This is a genomic window from Paenibacillus sp. FSL H3-0286 (genome assembly GCF_045040705.1).
In the GTDB taxonomy this organism is placed as follows: domain Bacteria; phylum Bacillota; class Bacilli; order Paenibacillales; family Paenibacillaceae; genus Paenibacillus_AQ; species Paenibacillus_AQ odorifer.
Genome location: NZ_CP150285.1, coordinates 5933932 through 5947190, shown reverse-complemented (window position 1 = coordinate 5947190; position 13259 = coordinate 5933932). Strand labels below are relative to the sequence as shown.

The following is a 13259-nucleotide window of genomic DNA, read 5'->3' as shown; positions in this document are numbered from 1 at the left end:
TGTAATTGCGTTAATATCTTACGTTCCACGTTGGCATTTGTTTAAATTATAGGAGATAATACCCGGCAGAGCAATGTTGCTGCGTAAACTATCTTGGGTTTGAATTCGACATATGCATTAATTTTTGCTGAATTGTGCCGATATATAAAGTATAATATATCCATATTGCTTGGGACTTTTGGTATATGACCAAAGCACGATAAAGGGGGAGACTAGACATTCATGAAAGCAGAAGTAATTAATCCGTTTCTAGAGTCTGCACGGACTGTTATAGAACAAGTAATTCAGGTCTCGCCTTCTACGGGGAGTTTAGGCATTAAAGAAATTGAACTGATCGATAATCATATATGGATTCAAGTAGGGATGACAGGCCAACTGAGCGGAAATATTATATTTGGTATCGCGGAGCAGGTAGCCTTGCGAATGGTATCGATTATGATGGGTGGCTTTGTGATCACCGAGATGGATGAGATGGGTCAAAGTGCAATTTCAGAGCTGAGCAATATGATCAGTGGGAATGCCAGTACCATTCTATATAATCAAGGTGTTTCGGTGGATATAAGTCCTCCTCAGATTATGAAGATGGAAAGCATGTCTTTTATGCCTCGTAAAGCGCTTAGTATTCCGTTGTTGATGGATGGGGTTGGAGAGATGGATATTCAGGTGATGATCTCTTAGGCAAGAGTTAGGAGCTGAAATACTTTTCATGGTACTCAAAGATAAGGTTGTTGTGATTACAGGAGCGTCCAGCGGCATTGGTGCATTAACGGCACAGATGCTTAGTAAAAAGGGGGCAATCCCTGTCCTGGTAGCACGTTCCGAAGCGAAGCTGAAAGAAACAGCGGCCGGTATCCCGGGCGTTTTTGGACTGTACACCTGTGACGTAACAGATGCTGAGGGTGTTCAGAAGACCTTCGCACAAATTTTGGAGGCATATGGCAGAATTGATATTTTGCTAAATAACGCAGGGTACGGCAAATTTGCTGCTTTTACGGAGATGGAGCCTCATGAATTTGACGATATGATGGATGTTAACTACATGGGGATTGTCCGGTGCACGAAGGCTGTTATTCCACATATGCTGGAGCGGGGAAGCGGCCAGATTGTAAATGTGGCTTCCATGGCAGGGAAGATAGGCACGGCCAAGTCCGTAGCCTATACGGCTACCAAACATGCTGTACTCGGATTCACAAATGCGCTCCGTCAGGAGCTGCGGAAGAGTGGAATTATCGTCTCGGCTGTGAACCCGGGGCCGATTGCCACCGATTTTTTCAAAACGGCTGACCCGTCTGGCAATTATGAGAAGAGTGTAGCCCGGATGATGATGACCCCAGAGCATGTATCTTCCAAGATCGTTAAGGTTATGGAGACCGGCAAAGAAGAGCTCGATCTTCCGGGTCTGGCAGGGTTTGGCATACGGCTTTACGGGCTGTTTCCTCGCCTGGCGGACAAGCTTACTTATAATGCGATGAACAGAAAATAGACCCTGTTGCCAGCTTTATTGGCCTTCCATTTGGTGGAGAGGCCTTTTTGGCATATAATGAAGATATTATCTCAAGCGAAAAGGATGAATTACACTTATGAATAAAGCTTCTTTTGCGGCTATCGGCATTCAGGAAGACCTCATTGCCCGGTTGTCGGAATTCGGCATTAACGCTCCATCCCCGGTACAAGAGCAGACAATACCGCTTCTACTAGAGGGAAGAGATGTTATTGCAGCTTCCCAGACTGGAACGGGTAAGACGCTGGCCTATCTATTGCCGCTGCTTCAAACGATTAATCCGGAGCAGAAGGTGGTCCAAAAGCTGGTGCTCGCCCCTACACAGGAGCTGGCGATGCAAATCTTACGCGAGGCGGAACGTTATGGTGAACAGCGCGGAATCCGAGTTATGGGTCTTATTGGCGGGGCCGCAATCAAACGCCAGATTGACAAGCTGCGTGAGCATCCACAGCTAGTTGTGGGAACACCTGGGCGGATCCGCGAGCTGATTGGCCTTCGTAAATTGAAGATGCATGAAGTCAGTACTATTGTTCTGGATGAGGCGGACCAAATGTTCCAGCTTAGCGGAGCCGGCGAAGTCACAAAAATTGTCAGCAGTGCGCTGCGTTCACGCCAGCTTGTTATGCTGTCGGCAACGATCGGACCAGAGACGAAAGCGCTGGCTAATCGTGAAATGAAGAATCCGGCAGAGGTTGGGATTGCTCCAGGTGTAATGACTGCTGAAAGCTTGGAGCATCATTATGTTGTTGCTGAAGAGCGTAACAAAATGGACATGCTGCGCCGGGTGATTCGCCATTACAATCCCGATAAAGCGATTGTGTTCGTGAATGCTACAGATGATATTGCCGAGGTTGAGGCTAAGCTGAATCATCTTGGGCTTACTGCGGCAGCACTTTACGGAGATGCCGATAAGGTAATGCGCAGCAATGTATTAAAAGGTTTCCGGGAAGGCAAATTTCGTGTGCTTGTTGCCAGTGACGTAGCTGCCAGAGGACTGGATATTGAGAATCTTTCTTTGGTAGTTAGTTACGATCCGGCTTTTGATTCTGAACATTATGTACACCGTGCAGGCCGTACCGGACGGATGGGACGCCGCGGCTTATCTGTAACAATTGTTACAGAGCAACAGACCTTTATCATGCGGAAATTCGCCCGCGAATTGGATATTGCGCTTGAGGAGCGGGAGATGGTCGGTGGTAAGGTGCTTGCAGCAGATGAAGCACGCAGCGCTTTGCACAATGGACGGGGACGGAGTAATGAAGGCAGTGGGCAACGCCGTGATGGATCCGCTCCACGCAGCGGCAAGCCGCCTGTTAGCACATCTGGAGCCTCCAATGTTCAGTCGCCATCCGTTGGAGCAGGTACACCGCCTGCCAAAAGAATGGCTACGATTAACACAAGTGAAACAACAAGCGGAGAACAACAGCGCGATTCACAGCGCAGCGCGAATCCTTCTGCAGGAGCACGCGGAGATGCGACTCCTGCACGGAGCAAACGCAGCAGCAATGCGGAACGTGAGAAGAACCGTAAAAATAAAGGAGCTCCAAAGTGGTTGAAAGACAAAACTCCGAGAGGTGACGGTCAATGATTAATGCTCCCGTATTGCAAATTACGGGTCTCAGTGGTGGGTACAGCCTGAATAAGCCAGTGCTGCATGATATTGCACTTCAGGTGCAGCCTGGCGAAATGGTTGGATTGATTGGTTTAAACGGAGCAGGAAAAAGTACGACGATGAAGCATATTCTAGGATTGATGTCGCCCCATAAGGGCGATATCACCGTACAAGGCAAGACGCGTGCTGAAGATCCCGTTGGATACAATAATGCGTTGTCTTTTGTACCGGAATCGCCGCTACTGTATGACGAAATGACGGTTCGTGAGCATGTTGAATTTACTGCCAGAGCTTATGGGGTAGATCAAAAGGATTATGAATCCCGCACCTCGCATCTTGCCAAGCTGTTCCATATGGAGGATAAGATGGACACCCTGTCGACCCATCTATCCAAAGGGATGAAACAGAAGGTTATGATCATGTGCGCTTTCGTTGCACGACCTGCATTATATGTCATCGACGAGCCTTTTTTAGGATTGGATCCGCTAGGGATCCGCTCCTTGCTTGATTTCATGATGGATCTGAAGAACTCTGGATCGTCGATTCTGTTAAGCTCTCATATTCTTTCCACAATAGAGAATTATTGCGACCGTTTTATTGTATTGCATAAAGGTAAGGTGATTGCACAAGGCACGCTGGCGGAAATAGCGGCAACTGCCGGGCATCAGGGGCTGACTTTGGAGCAGCTGTTCTACGAGCTGGTTCAGGGAGGGAAATAATATGGATTTGAAAGAGCTGCGGCGCACGCGGCGCGGTCGATTCATGGGAAGTATGCTTCCTTATGTGGGATATATCATTCAAAGCGGCGTAGCCATGGTCTTCCTGTTCGTGTTGATCGTCTTCTCTGCTTGGTATACATCGCTGCTACAAAATGTACCTGAAGGCATTCCCATTCGCTGGATTATGTTAGCACTACTGTTGCCTGCGACAGTGCATAGCGGCTTCCGAACCTATTTGCAGACCCCGGATACGATCTTTCTGCTGCCTCAGGGTCACCGCATGAAGGAATATTTTGCACCGTCCTGGGTCAGTGGAAACGTGTGGAAGATCATTCGTTTGTTATTTGTACTGATCACCCTTTGGCCGTTGTACATACGTACAGATGATTCTCCCAAGCGACTTTTATTTACAGTGTTGATCCTGATTGCTGTGAAGCTGATCGCGAGCTATGGATTATGGAAAGAGATAGCTATGCTGTCACGTCCGATGGCAGGTGTGTATGCTTTCTTGCGCTGGGCAGTTGGAGGTTTGATTATTGCTGCTTGGTTGTGGCAGCCTGCCGGCCCGAGCCTGATATTTATGGTGTTGTTGGCAGCAGCCTATCTTGCTGCACTGTCTGTGCCCGGACGTCACGCTGTGCCATGGGAAAGACTGATCGCCATGGAAAACAATCAAGGTGCACGTGCGCTGATGGTTCTGGGCTGGTTCGTGGATGTGCCGGGCCGTGAGCAACGGGTGTATTCCCGCCGTTATCTTTCCAAATGGGGCGCTAAGCTGCCTTGGCGCAAGGATACTGCTTATCGGTATCTGCTGACCAAAAGCTTTGCCCGGGGCGATATCTTTGGAATCATTATGCGGATATCGGTGCTGGCTCTGCTGCTGAATTGGTGGAACCGTGATAGTTACTTTGGCACCGGAATTTATTTGTTCTTCCTGTTTATCATTGGTGTTCAATTGTCGGCACTCCGCAAATTGCATAGCGAGTCTTTTTGGCTGACAGTATATCCTTTTCCTGAAGGCAGTAAGGCGGACAACACAACACAATTTGTATTCCGTGCGCATCTGGTTGTGGCATTGGTTCTTGGATTACCTTTCTTAGCTTCCATAGGTGACCGTCTGATGCCAGTGATCTTTACCTTAGCGGCAGGTATTGTGGTAGTCTTTCTGTTTAAAGGATACTTGTCCCGCAAAGCGGCACGATTGGATGACGACGATCTGTAAGGCAATTTCATATTCACAATAAAAAGGCTGTCTCACAGTAGAGAAATTCTACGAATGAGAGAGCCTTTTTTTGCTGGAAGCATAATTTGAGCGGGCAAGTCCTTAAATTTGCAAAAACGGAACAGAGTATTTAAAAAATGCTGTATGTCTTTTACCAGATGGCTCCAGCATAATAAGCCTGTATCTTACATCATGTATACGCTTCCATTCATAGGCGTAGTCATCCGTACCAACAAAACAGTATTGGGGGAGGATTCAGGCGTGAAAAGAAGATTATCAATATTCATGGTGGCGCTTTTACTATCATCCTTATTCTTGAATGTGCTTGAGGCGGGTATACCGCGGGCCGCAGCGGATGCCGCAGGAGTTCCAGTGTACTATGATCCCACAAAAAGTGTGGAGGAGCGCACTGCGGATCTATTATCCCGAATGACGCTGGAAGAGAAGATTGGGCAGATGGTTCAAGCAGAAAGAGCTGCCGTCACACCTGAGGAGGTACAGAAATATGCTCTTGGCTCTGTACTCAGCGGGGGAGGCTCATTCCCTAACGGAAAAGAAAGTGACAGCACTCGCGATAACTGGAGAAGTTTGATTGATAGTTATCAGGATGGTGCATTGTCTACCAGATTAGGCATTCCGCTGCTCTATGGGGTGGATGCGGTGCATGGACATAACAATGTCAAAGGCGCGACGCTTTTTCCGCATAATATTGGTCTAGGGGCTGCTAATGATCCCGCATTGACTGAGCTTATTGGTGCAGCTGCTGCTAAGGAAGTAGCCGCAACAGGAGCGAACTGGACGTTTGCCCCAACGATAGCCTCCCCTCATAATGCAAGATGGGGTAGAACCTATGAAGGTTTTAGTGATAATCAGGATATCTCAGCAGAACTAGGTGCGGCTTATGTGTTTGGTCTGCAAGGACGGACTGCTGCTGCATTGGCAGGGACAGATACAATCACGGCAACTGCAAAACATTATCTAGGTGAAGGTTATACGGATAATGGTGTAAATCAAGGCAACATCACTAAATATACCGAGCAAGAGATCATGGATAAGGATTTGAAAATTTATAAAGCAGCTGTAGACGCAGGGGTGCAGACGGTTATGGCCTCCTATCACAGCATCCAAGGTCTTAAAATGCATGCCCATAAACATTTGCTGACCGATGTTTTGAAGGGTGACAAGAAAAATGGCGGACTTGGCTTTACCGGTATCGTTATCTCGGATTATAACGCTGTGCAGCAAATCACAGTGGATAGCGAGGGCAAAGCTGTTAGCGGGTTGAAGAACCAGCTGAATGTGTCCGTAAACGCCGGAGTCGATATGTTCATGATGCCGACCGTTTGGAAGGATACGATTAAGTACATCACAGAACTTGTAGGCGAAGGTAAAATCTCTACGGAGCGCATAGATGATGCGGCAGAACGTATCCTGCAGGTCAAAATCGCTTCAGGATTGTTCGAGCATCCCAAAAGCGAACCGGAGCTGTTGAGTGCTTTTGGCTCAGCAGAAAGCCGCAAATTAGCCCGCCAAGCTGTGGCGGAGTCGCTTGTTCTTTTGAAGAACGATGAGGTAAATAGAAGTCCAATTCTATCGCAATTAAGCGGGATGGATAAAATATTCGTAGCGGGTAAAAACGCTAATAATATCGGTAACCAAGCCGGCGGCTGGTCGATCACTTGGCAAGGGAAGTCGGGCAATATAACTGAAGGCACGACGATCCTCGAAGGGATAAAGGAGGCTGTTCCTGCTTCTACAACGGTCACATATAACCTTAATGGGCGCGGGGCTGCGGGTTATGATGCGGCGATCGCTGTTATCGGTGAGACACCTTACGCCGAGACCGATGGCGACCGGACCAGCTTGAATCTGGATGAGCAGGATCTGGCGACACTTGCGAATATACGTGCTGCTGATCCTAATATTCCGCTTATCGTTGTACTGGTGTCTGGACGTCCAATGACGATAGCCAGCCAATTGGAAGATTGGGATGGGCTTGTGGCAGCTTGGCTACCAGGCACAGAGGGTGCTGGAGTAGCTGATGTGTTATTTGGTACTAAGGATTTTGTAGGCAAAAATCCGATTCGTTGGCCATTCACTTTGAACAATTATCCGGCAGACAATAACAGTACAAATGTGTTATTCAAAACGGGATATGGCTTGACCAAAAATGAGAAAACACCAAAGCTTCCAACCGCTCCTGTCGATCCGGAAGCTCCAGAGATTCCTTCCCTGCCGATTCCCGGCAAAATTGAAGCAGAGGATTTTTTGAACAAAAGCGCAGGACTGCAAACTGAAAATACGCAGGATATAGGTGGCGGTCTCAATGTCGGCTATACCTCGGCTGGACAGTGGCTCGAATATAACGTGAATGTGGCGCAAGCAGGTACGTATCAAGCCGATTTCCGCTATTCCGTTAATAGTGGCACTACAGGCGTCAACATCAAATCAGCAGAGGGAACTAAGCTAGGAACATTAAGCGTGACCTCAACAGGTGGCTGGCAGAATTGGCAGACGAAAGCTGTAGAAAATGTTGTGTTTAAGAAGGGAGGATTGCAAAAGATCCGTCTGGAATTTACCGGTGGGGATATCAACCTGAACTGGGTAAGCTTTACTCGAACAGGTGATGTTCCTGTAGATCCATCGAATCCCGGAGATGGCGGGGAAAGCACTAAACATGTTATTAAGTCAGATGTAGTTAGCTCCTGGGTATCGAGTGAGCGAGATCCTTCCGATCGGAAATGGTATTATGCTGACCGTTATCAAGAGGGTGATTTGAAGCTGGAAGAGCAGGCGAAGCTGGATATTGTGGTTCCCGACGTGAAGGCAGGTACAGAGCTCCATATTGATCCTGACCGGAAATATCAATCTATTCTAGGGATCGGTACCTCCATGGAGGAATCGACGGTCAATAATCTGGCGAAGATGTCTGAGGCGAAGCAGGAGGAATTGCTGCGGAAAATGATTGATCCTGTATCGGGGATCGGAATGAGTATGCTCCGGTTGACGATTGGGACGGCTGACTTTACAGATAAACAATTTTATACCTACGATGATATGCCTCCAGGACAAACCGACATTAATTTGGAGAATTTCTCCATCCAAAAGGACATTGACTACCATATCATCAGCACGGTTAAAAAAATTCAAAACATCAATCCGGATATTAAGTTTTTTGCCTCACCTTGGAGCCCGCCCGGTTGGATGAAGACTACAGACAGTATGATCAAAGGCCAAGTGAAGGATGAATATCTGCCTGTACTGGCCAAATATTATCTTAAATTCGTACAGGAGTACGAGAAGCTGGGAATTACCTTTGAAGGCCTGACCTTGCAGAATGAACCTTTGCTGGAAATTGAATATCCAAGCACCAAAATGCCGTGGGAGCAAGAAGCCCAGCTGGCTAAACTGCTGCGGAAGGAATTAGATGAACATGGTTTCAAAGACGTGAAGCTGTGGACATTTGATCATAATCCTGGTGACACGATGGCCTATCCAGCACAAATCCTAGGCAATCCTGAATTAGGTGCCTACGATGCGGTGGACGGAACTGCTTTTCATGATTATGGCGGTGACCTTGGTCTGATGACCCAACTCCATAATCTCTATCCTGACAAAAATGTATATTTGACCGAACGCGCAGTCTGGGGTACCTCAGGCGCAGACCGCATTGCTCAATATTTCCGTAATTGGGCCCGCAGCTATAACTCCTGGGTAGCGATGCTGGACAGTGATATTGCCTCCCATCAGTGGACCGGAACGCCAGACCCAACCCCGATTGTGCAGGATTCGGGAGACCGTAACCATTACTGGCTGCTGCCAGAATATTATCTGATGGGCCAATATACAAAATTCGTTAAACCGGGGTACGTGCGGATTGATAGTGACTACGGCTCAAGCAGTACTGTAACGAACGTAGCTTTTGCTAGTCCGGATGGAAAAGAGATTGTGACGGTAGTAATCAACCAGACGTCGGATCCACAGCCGTTTAAATTGCTAGTGGACGGTGCGCAAATTAGTGCTGTGCTGCCGGCGAAATCAGTGGGCACTTATAGCTGGGAACGTCTGAATGGTATACAGGCGGTGCCGGGTGTAGTGAATGCTGTTGATTTTGAAGAAGCGCAAGGGGTTTACACTGTGAATGAGCAGGGTTATATTGGCGGGTTCTCGCCAGACGCATCGTCCACCTTCGACTATGTGATTGATGTTAAAGAGAGCGGTGAATATTCACTTCAATTTAAGCATGCCGCTCAATTCAGCGATGGCGCCGGAAAATCGGTGGAGATTAGTGAAGATGGTAAGGTCATTGCTACGCTTCCAATTGTGCAGCAGACGGAGAGTCTGACCGATTTTGCAGATTATCAATCCTTGATCTCTCTGAACAAGGGCATTCACAAGCTCACCTTGAAGACGAACGGGAACGGTTATAATATCCGTTCATTAGCTTTACGCCAAGCACCTTCCGGATCACATGAGCTTCCTGCTGTGCTTCAAGGGCAAGACTACACGACAGCTTCAGGTGTATTAGTAACGGGTGGTGCAGTGGGTTATACTGACCCCGGCGATTGGGTGAAGTACAAGATTAATGTACCTGCCAGCGGTACCTACCCACTCCTGATCTCCTATGCTACTAATCAGGATGATGCAGAGCTGGAACTGCTGACGGGAGAGGATGGAGTAACGGTAACGGCAGCTACTTATGCTTTGACGAAGACGGGGGGATGGTCCAATTGGCAAATAGCTAATGGAACGGTAACCTTGCCTGCCGGGGAGCAGACGCTGACCATGAAAGTAAATGGAGCAGGATTTCATCTGCAGTCGCTTACAATCGGCCCCGCGCTTCAATCGGAGACTGCTCTGGTAGAAGGAAATGAGGAGGGTGCAGAAGTTATCGTCAAGCTAGTAAATGACAAATATGCACCTGAACTGGACACCGCTTATTGGTCTATTGAAGGTTACGAAGGTACAGTTGTCAATAGCGTATACCGGGTGGATGATTATACAGCGAAGGTCGTATTAGCGGGTACGCGAATTATTGATTTCGACACGGATCGTATTCTTACGGTTACCGCTGATGTGTATCAGACAGAATCAAATCAGTCTTTTGGCAGCGTACATGTTCTGAAATTGCCTCTTATAGTTACAGCAATCAACGACGAAGAGAGCATCAGTCTTTCTCCGAGTACTCTGCCTTATCAAGTGAACGGGAATGAATTGGTAGTCAGCCTTTCAGGAGGGACATTTAATCCTGATGCCATTCAGAGCATTTCTGTCTCGGGCCCAGGTAAGGATCAGGGGCATGTAAGTATTGGGGCAGCTGCCTTACTTGACCCTACCCATGTGAAGCTGACGCTGGCCTGGAATGATCATACCCCGTATTATAGTGATTTGCAGCTTACCGTAAATGTGCCAGCAAATGCTTATGCCGATTCAAGTGGTGGCGGCGTGCTGCGTGCGGAGGTTAAGCTCTTAGGAACAACTAGTGCTACAGCACCTATAGAAGTCACAAGCTTGAACGCACTGGATCAATTCTACCAGCTGCAAGGGATCACAGTCAGCGGTCAAGGCAGCGGAGCGAAGCTGACCGGCATTGATGCTGGAGACAGCATCGATTACTGGGTAAATGTGCCGCAGGATGGAAACTATGCTTTTACGCTTACCGCGACTTCCGCGAATGGTGCTCCTAAGGGCATTATTTATAAAACGGAGGATGGGAAGACATTAAGAACCGTTGATGTGCCGAATCTTTACTCGCAAACCGTTGGCATACGCACCGTTCTTCAATTGAAGGCGGGTGAACAGAAGCTGCGCCTGCAAGCTGGATCAGCAGGATACGAGCTCAGTGGTATTCAAATAGAACCTTATACTGAAGAAATCATGGATGGCGCTGGTTCTTTAAAGGTGGAAGCCGAGAATTATTACGATGCTACACCCAATGGAATTCAGAGTACCATGACTGGCGGTGTGCTGGACTTTAGAAATGTAGGGTTTACCGTTGCAGGGGGTTCCATGGATTATGTCCTTGATATTACTGAAGCCGGATTTTATAAAATCGTATATCGATATGCTACAGCACAAGGCGGGGTAAGCACTACGTTATCTGTAAAGGGTACAAAACTCTCAACAGTGCCTATGCCTACTACAGGTGGATGGTCGAATTACACGCTGGCGAGTGGTGTCGTACAACTTGCGCAAGGAAAACAGGTAGTACGGATGAGCTTCAATAATGACGGTGCCAATCTAGATTGGTTTACGCTGGAACGGACGGAAGAAGGAGAGCAGCCGATTCATTCAAAGGTTTCCTTACCCGTTTCTTCTTTGAAACCGGGAGCTTACAGCGGATTACAAACGATCAGCCTTACTACAGCGACATCAGGAGCAGAGATTCATTACACAACCGATGGGTCATTGCCTACAGCAGACAGTCCACTTTATACCGGAACTATTGACGCAGCAGGAGTCACAGTTCTTCGTACGATAGCGGTAAAAGAGGGCATGGAGAACAGTTTTGTAGCTCCATTCACGTATGTGATCAGCGGAGTGGTTGATATGAAAACGGTGTCTGCACCGCAGGCTGATCCTGCCGGGGGAACTTATACAGGGCAGGTTGCCGTGAAGTTAACTACAGCTACAGCTGGAGCGTCTATTCACTACACGTTGGATGGCACTGTACCTACAGCAGCCAGCGAACTGTATAGTGGAGTGATTTATGTAGGCAAGAGCAAGACGATTAAGGCGATTGCTGTAAAAGAGGGCTGGAAGCCAAGTGATATTTCCAGTTTTGAATATATTGTTTCTGCGGATAAACCTGATCCAACACCTACACCAATAGCAACGCCTGAACCAACCCCAAGTCCAACCATTGAACCGACTACTCGGCCAACGACAGCACCAACTTCCGGAAGCGGGGGTACCACAGGTGGTGGCAACAGCGGAACAACAGGGGGGAATTCAAGCGGAAATGCAGGCAGTGTAACCGGCAGCACCATCCTTACAGCAACACCAGTGCTGAACAGTAATACCGGTGCGGCGAGAGCAAGTGTAGACCTGGAGAGCTTGAAAAAGGCTGCTACAGCAGGCTTAAGTGGAGCAACTTCAGCGGTTACTGTTGATATACCGGCAGTAGCTAAAGCTAAGGGTTATGAGCTGCAATTGCCAAACGGTATAATCTTTGCAGATGATAAGACTTCATTGGTCGTTCATACTGAATTTGGTGTGCTGGAGCTGCCAGGTAGTCTGCTGAAACAAGCGGCAAAAGAGGCAGGAACCCCTTGGGTAATTACGATAACCAAGGTGGATTCAGATTCTCGTCCAGAATTTAAACTGAGCGTAACTATCAATGGCAAGGAAGCCGTATGGAACAGTCCTGACATGCGGGTTAAGGTGTCCCTACCGTATATTCCACGATCAGAAGAACGCGGTAAAGAAGGACATATAACGATTCATAGTCTGAATCCGTTGGGGATTCCAACGGTTGTTCCAAGTGGCAGATATATCGCTGCTACAGGGATGGTTTCCTTTACAGGAATTCTCTCTGGTACGTACAGTATCACCTTTACGGAGAAGACATTCCGGGATATCGGTAAATTTGAGTGGGCCCGCAATGCGATTGAGGTGCTTGGCTCCAAAGGCATCATCAACGGAATGACAGAGGATCAATTTGTGCCTCAAGCGGAAGTGAAGCGGGGAGATTTTGTGCTCCTGCTTATAAAAGCGCTTGGCTTGGAAGGCGTTAGTGCAGAAAGCTTCACAGATGTGCAGCCTGGCGATTACAGATATGAAGCGTTGGCTATAGCGAAGCAGTTGGGGATCGCCACTGGTCGTCCAGATGGAAGCTTTGATCCTAACGCTTCTGTTACGCGGCAGGAAATGATGACATTGGCTGCAAAAGCGATTGCAGCAGCCGGCAGACAGCTTCCAGCCGGCAACGGAGCTTCAATGACCCGTTTCACGGATAGCCAGCAAGTATCAGCGTTTGCACGTGACAGTGTGGCAGCACTAATACGTGCTGGCCTGATCAAGGGAGACGGCTTGCGGATTCATCCACAAGGTGTTACCACCCGTGCAGAGGCAGCGGTTTTGATCTACAACCTGTACAATCTGTAATACATCAGCTGTAAAGATACTTTTAGCTTTTGGGCTGTCGCATCCGTAGATTTTCTACGTTTGCGACAGCCTTTTTAAGGTGTGGTTTGGATCTACATT

The 13259-nt window shown here is 48.0% G+C and carries 6 protein-coding genes; all 6 read left to right on the top strand.

Features of this window, described 5'->3' with window-relative positions; all coding sequences use genetic code 11:
* Positions 1-222: 222 nt before the first annotated feature.
* Positions 223-678: a chemotaxis protein CheX gene (locus tag MHB37_RS26515; protein ID WP_036679793.1), complete on the top strand. Its 456-nt coding sequence runs from the start codon at positions 223-225 to the stop codon at positions 676-678.
* Positions 679-706: 28 nt separating this feature from the next.
* Positions 707-1483, top strand: coding sequence for an SDR family oxidoreductase (locus MHB37_RS26510; protein ID WP_076141978.1), 777 nt, complete (start codon positions 707-709; stop codon positions 1481-1483).
* 97 nt (positions 1484-1580) lie between these two features.
* Positions 1581-3089 carry a DEAD/DEAH box helicase gene (locus MHB37_RS26505; RefSeq protein ID WP_405168693.1) on the top strand — a complete coding sequence of 503 codons (1509 nt, stop codon included), beginning with the start codon at positions 1581-1583 and terminating at the stop codon, positions 3087-3089.
* The gene (locus MHB37_RS26500) at positions 3086-3832 is read left to right on the top strand and encodes an ABC transporter ATP-binding protein (protein WP_076184752.1); all 747 of its coding nucleotides are present in this window, start codon (positions 3086-3088) and stop codon (positions 3830-3832) included. Before MHB37_RS26505 ends, MHB37_RS26500 begins: the two co-directional genes overlap by 4 nt.
* A gap of 1 nt (position 3833) precedes the next feature.
* A complete protein-coding gene (locus tag MHB37_RS26495; protein ID WP_076141980.1) occupies positions 3834-5054 on the top strand; it encodes an ABC transporter permease in 1221 nt (406 codons plus the stop codon).
* A 261-nt stretch (positions 5055-5315) separates the two neighbouring features.
* Positions 5316-13160 (top strand): glycoside hydrolase family 3 N-terminal domain-containing protein, encoded by a 7845-nt coding sequence (locus MHB37_RS26490; RefSeq protein ID WP_405168692.1) that lies wholly within the window; start codon positions 5316-5318, stop codon positions 13158-13160.
* The last annotated feature ends 99 nt before the right edge of the window (positions 13161-13259 follow it).